13 protein-coding genes are annotated in these 18,224 nt (G+C 73.6%); 5 read left to right on the top strand and 8 right to left on the bottom strand.

What is annotated here, in order from left to right; translation table 11 throughout:
* Both P1P70_RS23555 and P1P70_RS23550 read right to left on the bottom strand, forming a co-directional pair.
* Positions 1–1,954, bottom strand: a 1,954-nt coding sequence (locus P1P70_RS23555) for an ABC transporter ATP-binding protein (RefSeq protein WP_413471532.1), incomplete at its 3' end; no start/stop codon positions are given.
* Complete coding sequence (locus tag P1P70_RS23550) at positions 1,951–3,714, bottom strand: ABC transporter ATP-binding protein (protein ID WP_319240919.1); 1,764 nt, start codon at positions 3,712–3,714, stop codon at positions 1,951–1,953. The genes P1P70_RS23555 and P1P70_RS23550, both read right to left, overlap by 4 nt.
* Before the next feature lie 228 nt (positions 3,715–3,942).
* On the opposite strand from P1P70_RS23550, the gene P1P70_RS23545 reads away from it, so the two are divergent.
* Complete coding sequence (locus P1P70_RS23545) at positions 3,943–5,514, top strand: amidohydrolase (protein WP_319240917.1); 1,572 nt, start codon at positions 3,943–3,945, stop codon at positions 5,512–5,514.
* 3 nt (positions 5,515–5,517) lie between these two features.
* Here the strand turns inward: P1P70_RS23545 and P1P70_RS23540 are convergent, their stop codons facing one another.
* Positions 5,518–6,465: a Dyp-type peroxidase gene (locus tag P1P70_RS23540; RefSeq protein WP_319240915.1), complete on the bottom strand. Its 948-nt coding sequence runs from the start codon at positions 6,463–6,465 to the stop codon at positions 5,518–5,520.
* Between the two features lie 310 nt (positions 6,466–6,775).
* Here P1P70_RS23540 and P1P70_RS23535 point away from each other — a divergent pair, with 310 nt between their 5' ends.
* Both P1P70_RS23535 and P1P70_RS23530 read left to right on the top strand, forming a co-directional pair.
* Positions 6,776–7,456: a hypothetical protein gene (locus tag P1P70_RS23535; protein ID WP_319240913.1), complete on the top strand. Its 681-nt coding sequence runs from the start codon at positions 6,776–6,778 to the stop codon at positions 7,454–7,456.
* Between the two features lie 209 nt (positions 7,457–7,665).
* Positions 7,666–10,509 (top strand): LuxR C-terminal-related transcriptional regulator, encoded by a 2,844-nt coding sequence (locus tag P1P70_RS23530; protein WP_319240911.1) that lies wholly within the window; start codon positions 7,666–7,668, stop codon positions 10,507–10,509.
* Positions 10,510–10,591: 82 nt separating this feature from the next.
* Here P1P70_RS23530 and P1P70_RS23525 read toward each other — a convergent pair whose 3' ends face one another.
* A complete protein-coding gene (locus P1P70_RS23525) occupies positions 10,592–12,058 on the bottom strand; it encodes an MFS transporter (RefSeq protein WP_319240909.1) in 1,467 nt (488 codons plus the stop codon).
* A 253-nt stretch (positions 12,059–12,311) separates the two neighbouring features.
* On the opposite strand from P1P70_RS23525, the gene P1P70_RS23520 reads away from it, so the two are divergent.
* Positions 12,312–12,767 carry a MarR family transcriptional regulator gene (locus P1P70_RS23520; RefSeq protein WP_319240907.1) on the top strand — a complete coding sequence of 152 codons (456 nt, stop codon included), beginning with the start codon at positions 12,312–12,314 and terminating at the stop codon, positions 12,765–12,767.
* A 32-nt stretch (positions 12,768–12,799) separates the two neighbouring features.
* Positions 12,800–13,264, top strand: a complete 465-nt coding sequence (locus P1P70_RS23515; protein WP_319240905.1) for an RpiB/LacA/LacB family sugar-phosphate isomerase — start codon at positions 12,800–12,802, stop codon at positions 13,262–13,264.
* Here the strand turns inward: P1P70_RS23515 and P1P70_RS23510 are convergent.
* From P1P70_RS23510 to P1P70_RS23495, 4 genes are all read right to left on the bottom strand, one after another.
* Complete coding sequence (locus P1P70_RS23510; RefSeq protein ID WP_319240902.1) at positions 13,236–14,255, bottom strand: serine/threonine-protein kinase; 1,020 nt, start codon at positions 14,253–14,255, stop codon at positions 13,236–13,238. The genes P1P70_RS23515 and P1P70_RS23510 overlap by 29 nt on opposite strands.
* The gene (locus tag P1P70_RS23505; RefSeq protein ID WP_319240901.1) at positions 14,248–15,030 is read right to left on the bottom strand and encodes a hypothetical protein; all 783 of its coding nucleotides are present in this window, start codon (positions 15,028–15,030) and stop codon (positions 14,248–14,250) included. The genes P1P70_RS23510 and P1P70_RS23505 overlap by 8 nt, the downstream gene beginning before the upstream one ends.
* Before the next feature lie 5 nt (positions 15,031–15,035).
* Complete coding sequence (locus P1P70_RS23500; protein WP_319240899.1) at positions 15,036–17,360, bottom strand: FHA domain-containing protein; 2,325 nt, start codon at positions 17,358–17,360, stop codon at positions 15,036–15,038.
* A gap of 78 nt (positions 17,361–17,438) precedes the next feature.
* Complete coding sequence (locus tag P1P70_RS23495) at positions 17,439–17,849, bottom strand: hypothetical protein (RefSeq protein ID WP_319240897.1); 411 nt, start codon at positions 17,847–17,849, stop codon at positions 17,439–17,441.
* Positions 17,850–18,224 lie beyond the last annotated feature (375 nt).

Here is an 18,224-nt window from a genome sequence, read left to right as displayed (position 1 = left end):
GTGTGGGGGTCTCGGGGGCCGGCCGGGGGCCGGCGTCGCGGGCGTCCGACCACGCCGACCAGAGGGCGGCGTAGGGGCCTCGCGCGGCGTGGAGTTCGTCGTGGGTGCCGCTCTCGACCACCCGGCCGGCCTCCATCACGACGACGCGGTCGGCGGTGGCGGCCTGGCTGAGGCGGTGGGCGACGATCAGCGCGGTCCGGCCGTCGACGGCGCGGGCCACGGCCTTCTCCAGGGTGCGGGCGCCTGCGCTGCCCGCCTCCGCGGTGGCCTCGTCGAGGATCACCAGCGGCGGGTCGGCGAGGATCAGCCGGGCCAGTGCGAGGGCCTGGGTGTGCTCGCCGCTGAGCCGGTGGCCGCCGTCGCCGACGACCGTGGCGAGGCCGTCGGGCAGGGCCTCGGCCCAGGCGAGGGCGTCGACGCGGTCGAGCGCGGCGCGCAGTTCGTCGTCGGTCGCGTCGGGCTTGGCGAGCCGCAGGTCGTCGGCGAGGGGGCCCGCGAAGACATGGGTCTCCTGGGTGATCAGGGCGATCGTGCGGGAGGCGGCGGCGCCGAGTTCGGTGGGCGGGATGCCGCCCACCAGGACGTCGCCGGTGGTGGGCGGTTGGATGCCCGCGACGAGTCGGGCCAGGGTGGTCTTGCCGGCTCCGCTGGCGCCGACGAGTGCCACGCGTTCGCCATGACGGATCGTCAGGTCGATGTCGTGCAGGACGGGATGGCCCGGCAGGTAGGCGTGGCCGAGCCCTCGCACGGTGACGTCGACACCGCCGGTCCCGACCGTGCGCGTGGGCGGCGGGAGCACGGGTTCGTCGGTGACTCCGACGAGCCGGGCGAGGCCCGCCGTGGCGGACTGGGCGTCGTCGAGGAGGGCGAGGGCGGCGTTGACGGGGCCGAACAGGCTGTGGAAGTACAGGGCGGCGGCGGTCGCCGTACCGATGCTGGCGGAGCCGTCGCGGACCAGCCAGTAGCCGGTGACGAGGACGGCGGCGAGCCCGATGTACTCGGCGATGTGCAGCCTGCTGTAGAAGCCGAGGACGAGTCGTACGCCCCGCATGGTCAGCGCCACCACGGACCACGACCGCTCGGTGACCCGCTCGGTGTGCTCGCGGCCCAGCCGGAACGCCCGCACGGTGGAGCTGCCGCCGATGGTGTCGAGCATCTGCTGCTGCTGGGCGCCGGCGGCCACGCGCTGCTCGGCGTAGAGGGGGATGGCGCGGGCGACGTACCAGCGTGCGGTGGCCACCTGCACGGGCACCGCGAGCAGCGCGGCCAGCAGGAACCGCCAGTCGAGCAGGGCGAGGGCGCCGAAGGTGAGGACGATGGTGAGCACCGACCGGCCGAGCGCGGGCAGCGCGTTGCGCACGGCGTCGGCGATGAGGGAGACGTCGGCGGTGACCCGGGCGGTCAGGTCGCCGGCGCCGGCCTTCTCCACCCGGTCCAGGGGGAGGGCGAGGGCGCGCTCCACGAAGCGTTCGCGCAGCCGGGCCAGGGTCGTCTCGCCGAGCCGGGCGATCTGCGAGAGCCCGAACCCGGCGGTGACGCCCTGCGCGACGGCGACGGCCACGAGGAGCGCGGCGGTGGCGGTGATGGCGTCGGCGGACCCCCGGTCGGCGGCCAGGTCGACGATCCGGCCGAGCAGGGGCTGCACGAGCAGGCCGACGGCGGTGGACCCGACCATGACGACGAAGGCGGACACCGCCAGCCGCCGCTGCGGCCGCAGGAGATCGACGACCGCGGCCCGTGTACGGGCGGCACTGGCGACGGGCAGCAGCACAGGATCGACACGCCCAGCTTCGACATGCCCACCGCGCGGGGGCTCGGCCTCGCCGGTTCGGGAGACCTCGGAGACCTCGGAGGCCTCGGAGGCCTCGGAGGGCCTGGGGGCCTCGGCGATCCCGGCCTCAGCCTCAGCTTCAGCCCCGGCCCTCGCCTCGGTGGGTTCCAGGTGATCGGTCATGCGAGGACCGCCGTCCGGTAGTCGGCGCGCTCGTGGACGAGGCGTTCGTGGTCGCCGGTCGCGAGGACGCGGCCTTCGTGGAGGAGCACGACGCGGTCGGCGACGGCGAGGAGGGCGGGGCTGTTGGTCACCAGGAGTGTGGTGCGTCCCCCGCGGACGTCCCGGATGCCGGCGGCGACGCGGGACTCGGTGACGGCGTCGACGGCGGTGGCCGGCTCGTGCACGACGAGGACCGGCGCGTCGGCGGCCAGGGCGCGGGCCAGGGCCACGCGCTGGCGTTGGCCGCCGGAGAGGGAACGGCCGCGTGCGGTGACGGCGGTGTGGACTCCGTCGGGCAGCGCGCGGGCGACCTCGTCCGTACCGGAGGCGACCATCGCGGCGGTGACGCCCGCCGGAACGGCCGCGCCTCCCGTCCCCGTGTCGGCGGCGCCCCCCGTCGCTCCCGAGGGCGCGCCGGTGGCGATCGCCGCCGTGACGTTGTCCAGGACCGTGCCTTCGAACAGGTCGGCGTCGTGCTCGGCAACCAGCATCACCGCGCGGACGTCGTCCGGTCCCAGCGCGGTCAACGGGGTGCCGTCCAGTTCCACGGTGCCGTCGTCGGGGTCGGTGTGGCGGCCGAGGCAGCGCAGCAGCGCCGTGGCCTCGGCGGGGTCGGTGGTGGCGACGCCGACGGTCTCGCCGGGGGCGATGTCGAGGTCGACCCCGCGCAGGGGACCGTGGGCGAGGCCGCGCAGCGTCAGCCGTCCCTCGACACCGGCCGTCGGCACGGCCTCGGCGGACCCCTTCGCGGGCACGGCGCCGGGGGCGTCCAGCACCTCGGCGATACGGGCGGCGGAGGCGCGGCCCTGCGCGAGTTCGGCGTTGATCCAGGCGAACTCGGAGAGCGGGCCGACGATGAACAGGGCGAGCCCCACGGAGGAGACGAGTTCACCGAGGCCGATGTCACCGCGTGCGGCGAGACGTCCGCCGACGAGGGCGACCACGGCGATGAAGGCGCCGGTGAGGATGGTGACGACGCCGTTCTGCCAGGCCTCGGCGCGGGCGGCGCGCAGCGTCGCGGCGAGGGAGTCCTGGCTGACGCGGCGGTAGCGGGCGACGGCCGCCTGCTCGGCGCCGATGCCCTTGAGGACGCGCAGTCCGGCCACCAGGTCGGCGGCGACGCCGGAGGCCTGTGCGGCACGGTCCTGTTCGGTCTCGCTGCGCCGTTCCAGGGGCTTGCTCAGCAGGTGCCCCAGCCACAGCAGCAGGGGGGTGCCCAGGAGCACGAGCAGGCCCAGCACGACGGAGACGCGCAGCAGGGCTACCGCACTGACCACGAGGCCCGCGGTCGCCGCGAAGGCGACGATGAGGGCCATGGCCACGGCCCCGACCCGCTTGGCGTCCTCGGTGGCGATGTTCGTCAACTCGCCCGGCAGCCTTCCCTCTTCGGCACCGCCCTCGGGTGCGAGGACACGGCCGACGAGGGCGGTCCTGAGGTGGTGCGCGGCGGTGACGGCGGCTCGTTCACCGGCCCTGGCGCTGAACCGGAAGCTGAAGGAGAGCCCGACGTACACGGCGGCCAGGACGAGCAGCCACAGCAGCAGTCCGGGGATGTCGCCGTCCACGACACCGCGCTCGATGGCCAGTCCGATGAGCACCGGGACCAGGGCCTCGCCCGTCTGGTGTCCCATCCCCAGAACCGCGCCGAGCACGACGTCCCGACGCTGTCCGCCGACCGCGCGCCACAGGACGTTCCGCCCCGGTGGGTCCGCTTTTCTCACGCAACACTCCGGACCGGTTTCGCCAACACAGGATACGTACAAGAAAACTTAGGTAAGGCTAACTACATTTGCCTTCCTGGACCAGCCCCGAGACGTCTTCGAGACCTGAGCGACCTCCCCGAACGCAGGGACATTAGCGGAACCGACCGTCAACTGGCAGACGGACCAAGCCACTTCACCGATACGAGAACGCACCGGGCGCACCGCCCCGACCGGAAGGACCTGTCCGTGCTCAGCACCAGGATCACCAACGCCCGCATCGTCACGATGGATCCGGACCGCCCGGCCGCCCGGGAGCTCGGGATCTGGCGGGGCCGGGTCGTCGGCCTGGACGAGGACGTGGCGGGCCTTCCGGCGCGGCGGACACTGGACCTGGGCGGCGCCACCGTGCTCCCCGGTTTCATCGACGCCCATGTGCACCTGGCGTGGGCGGGCCTGAAGGCCAAGGCGCCCAGCGTCGCGCCGAGCCGGCGCGCCGACGACGTGCTCCGGGTGGTGGCGCAGGCGGTGGCCGAGGCCCCGGTCGGCGGCTGGGTGGACTTCGGCGGCTACGACCAGCGCACCCTCGACCGCCCGCTCACGGCGAGCGACCTCGACACCGTCAGCGCCGGACGCAAGGTGTATCTGGGTCATCTCTCCGGGCACGCCTGCCTCGTCAACTCGGCGGTGCTCGCGGGTCTTCCGGCGGACGTGGCCCGGCCGGACGGCTTCCTCGCGGAGGGCGCCATGGGGGCCGCGCTGCAGTCCCGGCCGCCGCACTCGCTCGCCGAACTGGCCTCGGCGATCGAGCACGCCGCCCGCGTCTGCCGCTCCGAGGGCATCACGGGGTGCGCCGAAGCGGGCGTCGGGGCCAGGCTGTTCGGGCACAGTCCCATCGAGGGCGCCGCGTACCAGCTCGCCCACGAGTCGGGCCGACTGCCGCTGCGGGTACGGCTGATGGTGGCCGCCGACGCGCTGCACCCGGTCCGCGCGGACGTCGACGACACCACGGGCCGGGCCATCGACCTCGGTCTGCGCACCGGATTCGGCGACGGCGCCCTCTCCCTCGGCTCGCTCAAGATCTTCACCGACGGCGGCATGATGGCCCGTACGGCGGCCCTCACCAGCCCCTACCTGAGCCTCGAGGGCCCCGGCGGTTCCGGGCAGCTCATGCACGAGCCAGAGGTCCTGGAGAGCACGATCGTCGAGGGGCACCTCGCGGGCTGGCAGCTCGCCGTGCACGCGATCGGCGACCGGGCCCTCGACGTCGCCCTGGACGCGCTGGAGAAGGCCCGGAAGCTGAGCCCCCGTCCGGAGGTACGCCACCGCGTCGAGCACGCCGGACTGGTCCGCCCCGACCAACTGCCCCGGCTGGCCGCGCTCGGTGTCACCGTCGTCGTCCAGCCGAGCTTCCTGCGGTACTACGGCGACGACTACGCCGCGATCATGGGTGAGGAGCGGGCCGGCTGGTTGTACCGGGGCCGGGGCTTCCTCGACCACGGTGTCCGGGTCGCCGGCAGCTCGGACCGCCCGGTCGCGAACGGCGCGCCGCTGCGGGCGATCCAGTTCATGGTGGAGCGGGCCTCGGAGTCCGGCCGCCTCATCGGCCCCGACGAGGCGATCACGGTCGAGGAGGCGCTGCGCGCGTACACCGTCGAGGCCGCCCGCGCCTGCCACTGGGACGGCGACGCCGGCAGCCTCACCCCCGGCAGTCGAGCCGATCTCGTCGTGCTGGGAGACGATCCGCGCCGGGTGGACGTGTCCCGGATCGGGGACATCGAGGTGGTGCGGACGTTCGTCGAGGGGGAGGACGCGTACTGACGGTCAGCCCGGCGGGCGCCGGGCCGGGATCGTGCGCAGGAAGTCCGCCGACGGCACGAAGAACATGGTTCCGGTCACGGCCCGGGAGAAGTCCAGGATCGGGTCGTGGCCGTTCGGCGGTTCGCCGAGGAACATCCTCCGCAGCATCGCCTCGGGGACCGAGGGGTCGCGGGCGTAGGCGATGAAGTACGTGCCGAACTCGCCCTCGCCGGGCCTGCCGAACGGCATGGCGGCGCGCAGTATGCGCTGCTCCGTGCCGTCCGGGCCGAGGAGGGTGTTGACGTCGACGTGCGAACCCTCCACGTCCAGTTCCAGGTTGGTCAGCTTGGTCCGGCCGATGACCTTCTCCTGGGCCTCGACGGGGAGCTTCTCCCAGGACTCCACGTCGTGCAGGTACTTCTGCACGAGCACATAGCTGCCGCCCCGGAAGCCGGGGTCCTCGTCACCGACCAGCACCGCGTCGGCGGCCAGGCGCCCGACGGGGTTCTCGGTGCCGTCGACGAAGCCGAGGAGGTTGCGGGAGTCGAAGTACGCGAAGGCCTGGACCTCGTCCTCCAGGGTGACCGCGCCGCGCAGTTGCCGCATGATCTCGGCGGCCAGCGCGAAACAGAGGTCCACGCGGGTGGCCCGGATGTGGAAGAGCAGGTCGCCCGGCGTGGACACGGCGCGGTGCCGGGGGCCGTCCAGCTGCGGGAAGGGGTGCAGGGCGGCGGGGCGGGGCGTGCCGAGGAGCCGGTCCCAGGCGTCGGCGCCGATCCCGGCCACGCAACCCAGGGCGCCGTCGGGGCTGGAGAAGCCCACCGCCCGTTCCAGACCGGCGAGTCCGGACAGCACACCACGGGCCGTCGACTCGCCGCCGGGGACGACGCCGACGACCAGGAAGACGGCGGCGGGCGTCAACGGGCTCAGCATCGGCTGTGACGACACGTCCTCGGGCACGACCGGCGGCATCACGGCTCCCCCTCTTCACGCACCACACGTGCGCCCCACGCGTGGACGACATTCCCTCAGGACGGCTAGGGCGGCGCCGTGGGCAGGCGCGACCCCGTCGTCACGCGTCGCCTGCCCCGGTCGCATACCGCCCCCCTCACCATGCCCGGCCGGGACGCGGACGATGCCCGTCGGCCCGCACTCCCCCGCAAACAATGGAGAAGGCCACAATCCCCCACGCCGGGAGGGCGGTTGCCGAAGTGCGGTCTTCGTTGTGTACGCGACGAGCCGGACGCCCAATACTGTGCGCAGACGTCACCAGGGGGGCTCCATGAAGTGGTTCCGACGCGACCGTGCGCAGCGACAGGCCCCTGTGGTGCCGCCGCCCGGAGTCGGCAAGAGCGACGAGCCGCTCCGGCAGGCGCCCCCGCTGCTGACCGCCGGTGACCCGGCGCTCCAGCGGATCGGTGGTGCCGGCGACACGGTCGCCCGGCTGACCACCGGGACGGGTCCGGTCATCCTCGACATCACCCACACGGGGAGCGGGCACTTCGTCGTGGACACCCTCGACGGGAGGCTGCACTCCCAGAGCCAACTCGTCTACACCGACGGGCCCTTCTCGTGCCGTGCGCTGGTGAACGCCGACGACCGGCCGGTGCGGGCGCTCCGTGTCCAGGCGGACGGACCGTGGACGGTCGACGTGAGCCCGCTGTCGAGCGCGCTGCCCTGTGCGGGCCCTACGCGCCGTCCCGCCTCGGACGTCCTGCGCCACACCGGAGGGCCCGGGATCGCGACGCTGCGGTACGAGGGCGATCCGCGCTCCGACGACGGCGGGTACTTCCTCGTGGACACCTTCGAACCGGACGGCACCGGCTTTCTCGACGAGCTGGCCAACCACGTGGGCCCGTGGCAGGGCGAAGCCCCGCTCGCCGGCCCCTGTCTTCTCTACGCCCGCTCCGACGGACCGTGGTCGATCGTCGTCCGGCTCCTGGATCCGCCCGCCTCACGCTGACCGCACCGCCGCCCGGCCGACCCCGACAGCGACGCCTCCCCGGTCGCCCGACCGCGACCGAACCGCCGGCGCGTCCTCGCCGGTCACCACTCCTGGCCACACAAGCGGATCACCCTCTTTTACTACTTCTGTAGGGTTGCTCCGAGGATCCCCTGGGCCCGGAGTGAGCCAGGGGGTGCCGGACCGTACGCGGAGGGGGAACGGCACGCATGACCGCGGTGCCCGTACCGGAGACCGGAGGCCTCCCCGTGGCGCGGGAGGCCGAACTCGCGCGGCTCTCGCACGTCGTCGAGGCGTTGGGGAACGGCCGGGGATCGGTGGTGGAGATCACCGGCGAGCCGGGCATCGGCAAGACCCGGCTCGCGGCGGCCCTCGTGGACCTGGCGGCGCGCCGGCGGCTCCCGGTCGCCCGGGCCCACGCGGTGCGCAGCGGCGCGACCCCGCTGCAGGTGTTCCGTGACGCCTTCGAGGCACGGCGGGGTTTCCCGCGACCGACGGAGGCCGGCGGGAGGGCGTTCGCCGAGTTCCGTGACCGGCCCGCCCTCTGGGCCGCCGGTGGTGTCCTGGTGCTGGACGACGTGCACTGGTGCGATCCCGTGTCGACGGCGGCGCTCGTCCGGCTGGTCCGTTCCGTGGTGCCCGGCCCGTTCGTGCTCGCGCTCGCCCACCGGCCCCGGCAGACCCCGCCCGAGCTGCGGGAGGCGCTGGAGGACGGGGTCCGCGCCGGCACGGTGACGCGGATCGAACCGGGCCCTCTCGACGCGGAGGCGGCGGCCGCCCTGCTGGCCGGCCGGCACACGTCCGAGGGTCCCCTGCCGCACGCACACGAGCCCGCCGCGCTGCGGGAGTTCGCGGGTCAGGTGTGCGCCGCCGCGGAGGGGAATCCGTTCCATCTGCGCCTGCTCGCCGCGGCGGACTGGCGTCCCGGCCACTGGCCCGACCGGCCCGGGACCGACATCGACGGGCTGCTGCGCGAGGCGAAGCCGCTGATCGCCGAACTCGACGCGCTGACACCCCCGGCCGCGACGGCGATGGCGGCCGCAGCTGTGCTCGGCCCACCGTTCCGTCCGCAGGACGTGGCCCAGGTCTCCCGACTGGGCCTGGACGCCACCCTGGACGTGCTCGCCGAACTGGAGCACGCGGACCTCGTCCGACCGGCCGACTGGAGCGGGGGCCTGCGTTTCCGCCACCCCCTCGTCGGCCACGTCGCGTACGAGCGGGCCGGATCGTCGGTGCGGCTGCGCGCCCACCGCCGCGCCCTGGACCTGGTCACCGCCCGCGACGGCCGGGCCGCCGAACGGGCCCGCCACGCCGAACACCTGCTGGGCGCGGAGGGCCTCGACGCCGCCCGCACGCTGGCCGAGGGAGCCGCCGAGATCGTCACGCGGACGCCGGCGACCGCGGCCCGCTGGTTCGGGCTGGCTTTGGAGACCCTGCCCGGCCGGGACGGTGACCGCGCCGCCCGGACCGCGCTGGAACTCGCCTGCTGCCGCGCTCTGATCGCCTCCGGGCAGCCGGAGGAGGCACGCGCCCGTGCCCATGAACTGCTGGGCGATCCCCGGGCGGAGCTCACCGACAGCCAGACGCTCCGGGCCCACACCGTCTGGGCCGACGCCGAGCGGCAGCTCGGCCGGTACAAGGAGGCGACGGCGGTCGTGGGCGCCGCGCTCGGCCTGCTGCCCCGGCCGCTGCCCGACCCGCTGCCGCCCGACGCCGTCCGCCTCGCCATCGAGTACGGCCTGATCCATGTGGTGCGCGGCACCCACGAGCAGGCGCGGACGTTGCTCCGGGAGGCCGCGCGGGCGGCGGGTGGAGCGGACCGCGCGGATCGCACCGTGCTCCGCGTCCTCTCCGCCCTGTGCGCCACCCATGCCGGAGACATCGACGAGGCCGGCCCCGAGGTCACCGACTGCGCGCGGCTGTTGGACGCCCTGCCCGACCCGCTCGCCGGACGTACACCGGAGACTCTGGCGCTGCTCGGCTGCGCCGAGCTCTACCTGGAACGGTTCGCGGACGCGGCACGGCATCTGGGCCGGGGCCTGCAGACGGCGGACTCCGACGCCGGGCGCCCCATCCTGATGCACCGGCTCCTGGCGCTCGCCATGGTCGAGCAGTGGACCGGCCGGCTGGACGCCTCCGAGCAGCGGGCCCGGCAGGTCGAGACCCTCGCCGGTGCCCTCGGCGCCGAGGGCGCGGTCACCCTGGCGCGCGCGATGCGCACGACGGCTCTCGTCTGGTCCCGTGGCCGGGGGTACGCCGCCGAGGCCGTCGCGCTGGTCGAGGAGGCGACCACGGTCACCCCGCCGGGCCAGAGCTGGTGGGCCACCTCGGCGACGGGACTGCTCGCCCAGGCGCGGTTGCTCGCCGGTGACGCCGCCGGGTGCCGGCGGACCCTGCTGGAGGGCGTGGGCGGCGAGCGGCTGCCCCTGGTGCGCCCGTTCTCCCGGCCCTTCCTCCTCGCCCTGCTGGCCACGGCCACGCTGGAGTGCGGGGACCGCGACAGGGCCCACCATCTGGTGCAGGCCGCCGAGGTGGAGGTGGGCCGGCTCGGACTGCCGGTGCAGGAGGCGTATGTGCACGAGGCCCGCGCCCGGCTCCACGCCGCCGACGGCGAACACGACGCGGCGGCCAAACTGTTCGCCCTTGCCGCGCGGGCGTTCCGGGCCGCCGACATGCCCGTGCAGTACGCCTGGACACTGGCGACCGGCGCCCCGTCGTGCGCCGAGGCCGAGGGCCGGACGGAGGCCCTGCGGCAGCTGGACGTGGCCGACACGGTGGCGCGCTCCTACGGGGCTTCGCTCGTACGGGAGCGGGTGGACGACCTGCGTGCCGACCTGTCCCGGAGTGACCCGGCGGCACACGCGCTGGGAGTGCTGAGCGACCGGGAACGTGAGGTAGCCGAACTCGCGGCCGAGGGGCTGCGCACCCGCGACATCGCCGAGCGGCTCTTCCTCAGCCCGCGCACGGTGGAGACCCACCTGTTCCGCGTCTACCGCAAACTCGGCGTCTCCTCCCGTCTCGCCCTGTCCGCCCTGCTGCGCCGGACGGGCTGACCGCACCGGACCGACCCGCCGCCCCCGCAGGACCGCCTCCCCACCGGACCGACGGCTCCCGGCCCGCCGCCCGCTCGCCCCGTCAGGCGGCGGAAGCCGGCGCCTCCACCGTGCTCGGCTCCCGCTCCTCGGAGCCCGGGTCGGAGTCGGCGGCGGCCCGTGCGCCGGGGATGAACACGGCGACCGCCGCGGCGACCAGCGCGGCACCGCAGCCGATGAGCAGACCGGTCCGGAAGCCGTCCTCCGAGGGCAGGCTGAAGCCGCCGAGCGTGGTGGTCATCTGGGCGAGCACCACCCCGACCACCGCCGCCGCGGTGGAGGTGCCCAGGGCTCGCATCAGCGTGTTGAAGCTGTTGGCGGAGGCGGTCTCGGACAGCGGCACCGTGCTCATGATCAGCGCGGGCATGGCCCCGTAGGCGAGACCGACGCCGGAGCTGACGACGAGGGAGACGATCAGCAGACCCCAGGTGGAGCCCATCAGCACCAGCGCGAGGCCGTAGCCGGCGGAGATCACCAGCGAGCCGGCGACCAGGGTGAACTTGGGCCCGCGGGCGTTGGTGAGCTTCCCGCCGAGCGGGGAGAGCGCCATCATCATCAGCCCGGCCGGAGCCATCCACAGCGCCATCGCCAGCATCGACTGGCCCAGACCGTAGCCGGTGGCCTCAGGCAACCTCAGCAGCTGCGGAGTGATCAGCGACTGGGCGTACATGCCGAAGCCGACGAGGACCGAGGCGACGTTGGTGAGCAGCACGCGCGGGTGCGCGGTGGTGCGCAGGTCCACCAGCGGCTCGCGGGTGCGCAGTTCCCACCAGCCCCAGCACAGCAGCAGCACGCCGGCGCCGACGAACAGGCCCAGCGTGGTCGCCGAACCCCAGCCCCAGTCCGCGCCCTTGGACACGGCGAGCAGCAGGCACACCACACCGCCGCCGAGACCGACGGCACCGACGAAGTCGAAGCGCTGTCCCCGGGCGCCGGCCGGGGTCTCGGGCACCAGGAACCAGACCATGACGGTGACCGCGACGGCCAGGACGGCGGCGCCCCAGAAGAGCACGCGCCAGCTGGCGTACTGGGCGACCGCGGCGGCGATCGGCAGGCCGAGGCCGGCGCCGATGCCCAGGGAGGCGCTGACCAGAGCGATGGAGCCGCTGAGCTTCTCCGGTGCGATGACGTCACGCAGCAGGCTGATACCGAGTGGCACCACGCCCATCCCTATGCCCTGGAGGCCGCGGCCCACGATCATCGGCACGACGGTCGAGGACAGCGCGCAGACGACCGAGCCGATGATCAGCGGGGCGCAGCACACCAGAAGCATGCGGCGCTTTCCGTACAGGTCGCCGAGGCGTCCGCCGACCGGGCCGAAGACCGCTCCCGTGAGCAGCGTCGCGGTGATCACCCAGGAGGCGTTGGCCGCGCTGGTGTCGAGGATCGTGGGCAGCTCGGTGAGCAGCGGCGTCACCAGGGTCTGCATGATCGCGGCGACGATGCCGGCGAGCGCCAGCGTCGCGATGACACCACCCGGGCGGGCGGCGGTCGGGGGGTTGGCCGTCAAGGGGATTCCTCCGTGCGATGACCCGGTGACTGGTGGCTGGTGACTGGTGACTGGTGACTGGTGACTGGTGACCGAGCATGCGTCATGTACCTGGCGTGCAGCATACCTGCGTCATGCATGACACACGCTCAGTGCACGACACACTTACCGTGCACGATGCACAGCGCCGGGTCCGTTGCCTGGCCCGACGGTGCGAGCCGGGCGGGGTGGAAAGATCGCCCTGGCGGAATCCGCAACGAGGAGGTAGGCGACCGTGGAAGAGCCGACGCGCCGGGTCGAGTACGAGAACATGCTGCTCGGGCGCTACCAGCACCTGAGCAAGAGCAAGGGGCGCCGCGCGGACTCGACGCTGGAGCGCAGTGCGTACATCGTCCTCAGCCGTATCCGGATCGAGGGGCCGATGTCGATCAGCGAGTTGAGCGACGCCTTCGGCCTCGACGCCTCCACCCTGCGCCGGCAGACCGCCGCCGCGCTGCGGGCCGGGCTGGTCGAACACACCCTCGACCCGGAGGGCGGGGTGGCGCGGAAGTTCCGCATCACCGAGGAGGGCGAGCGCCGGCTGGACGAGGAACGGGAGGGCAACGTCCGTACGCTCGCCCAGGTCCTGGAGGGCTGGTCCGACGAGGACATCTCCGCGTTCGCCGACTATCTGAAGCGCTTCAACACCAGCATCGAGCGGTTGGCCGGGAAGCCGTGGCCGCGCCCGTAGCCAGAGCCGAGGGGCCGGGTAGCCTCGGGGGCATGCGGATCTCCGTCTCCTCGGACATGGACGAACCCGTCGCGCGTCTCCTCCTCGCGGAGTTGCGCGGCCGGGGCCACGACGTCGTGACACACGGCGCGCTGCGCGCCGGGGACGACCCCCGGTGGGCCGTCTGCTCGGAGGCAGCGGCGCGCGAGGTCGCCTCCGGGGCGTCCGACCAGGCCGTCGTGTGCTGCTGGACCGGCACGGGCGCGTCGATCGCCGCGAACAAGGTGCCCGGGGTGCGGGCGGCCCTGTGCACGGACGCCTACACGGCCGACGGCGCCCGGCGGTGGAACGACGCCAATGTACTGGCGATCGGGCTGCGGCTGACCTCCGAGCCGCTGCTCAAGGAGATCCTGGACGCCTGGTTCGCCGCCGAGGCCGGCTCGGACGCCGAGGACCGGGAGAACGTGGCCCACGTCGAGCGGCTCGACATCAGCCGGGGTGACGGCCGGACCGGATGAACACGGCTTCGGCCCAGCGGGGTGGTTCGGGCGGGGCGTCATGCGCTCCCGACGCGGTCGGTGCGGCCGCCCGGGTCGGCGCGTGCCCCGGCGGGAAACCCCGCGCGGTGACGGCCTCCCGGAGCGCCGCCACGAAGGAGAGGCAGGAGTCGTACCGGTCGTCCGGGGACTTGGCCAGCGCGGTCGCCATCACGTGGTCCACGGCGGGCGGCAGATCGGGGCGCACGCCGGTCAGCGGGGGCGGCTGGTCGTACTGGTGGGCCCACAACAGGGCCATGTCGTCGTCCCGTTGGAACGGCGGCCGGCCGGCGAGCGTCTCGTGGACGACGCAGGCGAGGCTGTAGACGTCGCAGCGGCCGTCGACCGGCTTGCCCGAGATCTGCTCCGGCGCCACGTAGTCGAGCGTCCCGACGAACTGGCCGACGGTGGTGAAGCCCGTCAGGGACAGCGACTTCTTCGTGAGGCCGAAGTCGGTGAGGTAGACGTGCTCGGGGTGGTCGCTGTCCGTGCCCCGCGCGACCAGGATGTTGCCGGGCTTCACGTCCCGGTGGACCAGGCCGTGGTCGTGCGCCGCGTCGAGCGCGGAGGCCACCTGGGCGGCGATCCGGGTCGCGGTCGTGACCGGCAGCGGGCCCTCCCGGTCCAGGAGGTGCCGCAGGTCGCTGCCGGCGACGTACCTCATGGCGATGTAGAGGACGCCGTCGGTCTCGCCCGCCTCGAAGACCGGCACGATGTGGGGGTGGTCGATCGCGGCGGCCACGCGTGACTCGTGGGTGAAGCGGCGCCGGAAGGTGTCGTTGCGGGCCAGTTCCGGGGCTAGCAGCTTCAGCGCGACCGTCCGTTCCAGCCGCAGATCACGCGCCTGGTAGACGACGGCCATCCCGCCCCGGCCGATCTCGCGTTCGACGCGGTAGCCGGCGATCCGCCGCCCGACCAGCTCGGAGGGACGCCCCGCGTACGGCTGCGCCTCACTAGGCTGCGTCTCACTCATCACGGGTCACCGGCGGGACCAGGCGCGTGGGCTCGCCGTCGCTCGGCCCCCGATCGGCCGGCCTGGTGGCGGTGGGCCGAGGTCCGGCGGGCGGGTGGTCGGACGCTGGCCGGTCCGTCGGTTCGCGCACCGGCTCCCCCACGGCCCTCGTCGGTTCCGGGGCCGGGGCCGATGCCGGGGCCGATGCCGGAGCCGGAGCCCGTGTCGGTGTCGGTGTCGGTGTCGGTGTCGGTTCCGCAGCCGGGGCCTGGGCAGTCGGCGGTGAGAAACGGGGAGCGGCCGGGGTCTCGCGTGGTTCCTCCACCGCGGCGAACGTGCTCAGCCGCGCCCCGTCGCAGTACACCCACCGCTCGTGCGCCGCGTCGAACAGCCACAGCGACTCACCGTCGACGACGACCCCGATCCGCAGCCCCTTCGTACGCTCGCGGAAGGACTCCCCGTCGCGATGCCCGGCGGCGAGGGCCTCCGCCTCGGTGCGGTAGCGCGTCAGGGCCTCCTCGGCGCGGGCCAGCAGCGGGCGCGGGTCGGCCGTGCGGGTGGGAGCGGCACCGGCGGCGGGCGGGACCTGCGGTACGGCGACGAGGAGGCGGCCGTCGACCCAGGCGGACCAGCCGTTGGCGCACAGGACGCGGCCCCAGTCGCCGCGCCGCTCCAGCAGTTGTACCGGCAGCAGCGCGTCGAGGGCCACGGTCGGGTGGGCCGGGTCCGGGGTCTCCCAGGTGGCCAGGCCGCCAGGCGGGACGACATGGGTGGGCAGGAAGCCGGGGGTCGTCATGGCGGCTACTTCCGCATCACCGCGGGCTCACGGCGGCGCAGCAGTCGGGCGACGGCCCAGCCGCAGAGCAGCGAGAGGACGACGAGCATCCCCAGGTCGAGCAGCCATACGCCGGCCGAGTGCGCGAACAGCGGGTCCGAGGTGTCGGGGACGATCCTCTCCAGGTCGATCGTGCCGGCCATCGCGGCGAACGCCCATCGCGACGGCACGAGCCACGCCAGCTGTTCGAGGACGATCGTGCCGCGCACGTCCAGCAGGGCGCCGCAGAACACGACCTGGACGATCGCGAGGAGCACCAGCAGCGGCATGGTGACCTCCTCCTTGCGGACCAGCGCTGAGACGACCAGGCCGAGCATCATCGCGGTGAACGCGAGCAGGGCCACAGCGATCGTGATCTCGGCCAGGGGCGGCAGCAACACCCCTTCGCCGCCGGGGGCGTTGAGGTCGACGCCGAGCAGCGCGACCAGCGTGAGGACGACCGCCTGGAGGACGGTGACCGTGCCGAGGACGACGACCTTGGACATCAGGTACGCGGATCTGGACAGGCCCACGGCCCGTTCGCGCTGGTAGATCACCCGCTCCTTGACCAGTTCGCGCACGGCGTTCGCCGCCCCCGTCAGCACGCCGCCCACACACAGGATGAGCAGCGCGTTCATCGCCGTCTCCCGGTCCAGGGCGCCGCCCGCGAGTGCCCTGGCCATCGCGCCCATCACGAAGGGCAGCGCGATCATGATGGCGAGGAAGGTGCGGTCGGCGCCGAGCGCGGCCGCGTACCGGCGGACCAGTGTGCCCAGTTGGGCGCCCCAGCTCTGCGGCTTGGGTGGCGGCGCCACGGCGACCGGTTCGAGGTCGGCCTGGTAGGGCCGGTCCATGGCGGCGGTGACGTACCGGCTCCGGAGGGGCGAGTCGCGGTACTCCCCCGCCCAGTCCCGCTCCCGGTCCCGTTCGAATGCCTCGAACGCCTCCGGCCACTGCTCGAAGCCGAAGAAGGCGAGGGAGTCCTCCGGGGGGCCGTAGTAGGCGACCCTGCCGCCGGGCGCGAGGACGAGGAGGCGGTCGCAGACGTCGAGGCTGAGGACGCTGTGGGTGACGACGATGACGGTGCGGCCGTCGTCGGCGAGGCCGCGCAGCATGTGCATCACGGAGCGGTCCATGCCGGGGTCGAGCCCGGAGGTCGGTTCGTCGAGGAAGAGCAGGGAGGGTTTGGTCAGGAGCTCCAGGGCGACACTGACGCGTTTGCGCTGGCCGCCGGAGAGGCTGTGGATGGGCTGGCCGGCGCGCTGTTCCAGGCCCAGTTCGCGGATCACCTCGTCGACGCGGGCCTGCCGTTCGGCCTTCGCGGTGTCCTGGGGGAAGCGGAGTTCGGCGGCGTAGGAGAGGGCTCTGCGCACGGTCAGCTGGGCGTGCAGGATGTCGTCCTGCGGGACCAGGCCGATGCGCTGGCGCAGCTCGGCGTAGTCGCGGTAGAGGTCGCGGCCGTCGTAGAGGACGGTGCCGGTGTCGGCGGGGCGCTGTCCGGTGAGGGCGTTCAGGAGGGTGGACTTGCCGGCGCCGCTCGGGCCGACGACGGCGAGGAGGCATTTCTCGCCGACCGGAAACGACACCCCGTCCAGCAGCGTCTTCCGGCCGCGGTCGACGGCGACCGTGAGCTCCTGGACGTCGAGGGAGACCTCGCCGGTGTCGACGTACTCCTGGAGCGCGTCGCCGACCAGGCAGAACGCGGAGTGACCGATGCCGACGATGTCACCGGGGGTGACCCGGGCCCGGTCGACGGGGGTGCCGTTGAGGTAGGTGCCGTTGTGGCTGCCGAGGTCGACGATCTCGTACGTGCCCTCCGGCCGCGCCCGTAGCTCGGCGTGCCGGCGGGAGACGACGAGGTCGTCGATGACCAGGTCGTTGTCGGCGGCGCGGCCGATGTGGACGGTGCGCTCGGGCAGCGGGTGGACGCTGGTGGGCTGCCGGAAGGTCCCGGTGGAGGCGGGGCGGTGGATGCCGGAGGGCCGCTCGGGGGCGAGACCGGTGAGCACCGCACGGGGGCCGTCGGGGAGGCTGCCGAAGTGGATGACCGTGCCGGGGCCGACGTCCCACTCGTGGACGCGGTGGCCGTCGGCGTACGTGCCGTTGGTGCTGTGCTCGTCCTCGATGGTCCAGTGGCCGGCCTCGGCCCGCAGCACCGCGTGGTGCCAGGAGACCCGGTCGTCGTCGAGGACGACGTCGCTGAGGGGGTCGCGCCCCACGTGGTAGGCGTGGGACGGGGCCAGCACGGTCGAGCCCGACTCGGTCTCCAGCACGAGTGCGGGCGCAGTCGAGGCGATCGACCGCTCTGTCATGCCGAAAATTCTACCGATCGGTCCCGATATGCGCGCCCGGCCGCAGCGGCGGGCCCCGCGACCGGGTCGAGCGCAGCGTCAGGCGGCGGGTGCGGCGATTCGCTGGGCGATGCGCTGCATACGGACGGCGTCGACGGACTCCGCGAGCAGTTCGTACTCCGTGGTGTCGTCGTTGGTGGCGATCCGCACCAGATTCCCGGCGGCCAACTCCTCGGCGACCAGGACCTGTTGAGTGTCGTCGGCGGACCAGGCGCGCAGCTGGCTCGGTACGTCGGGTACGGTGTCGGCGACCGGGACGACCGCGTTCGGGGGGAAGTTCGGGTTCTCGGGTCGCGGATCGAGGCGTTCGGCGATCCATAACGCACGGTCGCGCATCCACCACAGCGCCAGCGCCAGGGTGGGGGCGCGATAGGTACCGAGGGGCACGCCGACGCGCTGACCGCCGCACCAGCCGTACGCGGTGACATGGCACAGGAATTCGTCGTGCACGCTTCGCTCCCCCGATCGCACCGCCGAACCCACCCGGCCCCACTCGCCGCGCGGGCTTGCTCTCGCCTCGCAGACTTGCTGGTCGTGCGCATCCGGCGACAAGAACGTCACGCAGAGTGACGTGAAGAGCGCGCATGGGTGCGCGTTCGTTCATGACTCAATCGCCCTGTCAGTCGAGTATCGCCACTCCTGACCCTCTGTCACCATGCCAATTCAGCCAGTCTCCTGGCATATGCGAGGGCGCGGTTGGCCGAAACGCTGCGAAGGGCCCGCTGAGCGGGGGTTTCTGGGGGCATGGGGAGCGGAGGGGAGCTCCGGGCCCGATCGCCTCCGTCCCATACGCATGGCCTCGGCGGAGTGTTCAACGGACAGGGG

It is taken from the genome of Streptomyces sp. MB09-02B (assembly GCF_033794485.1).
GTDB lineage: Bacteria > Actinomycetota > Actinomycetes > Streptomycetales > Streptomycetaceae > Streptomyces.
Note: the sequence above shows the minus strand (reverse complement) of the source record. Positions and strands in the feature narration are given on the sequence as shown.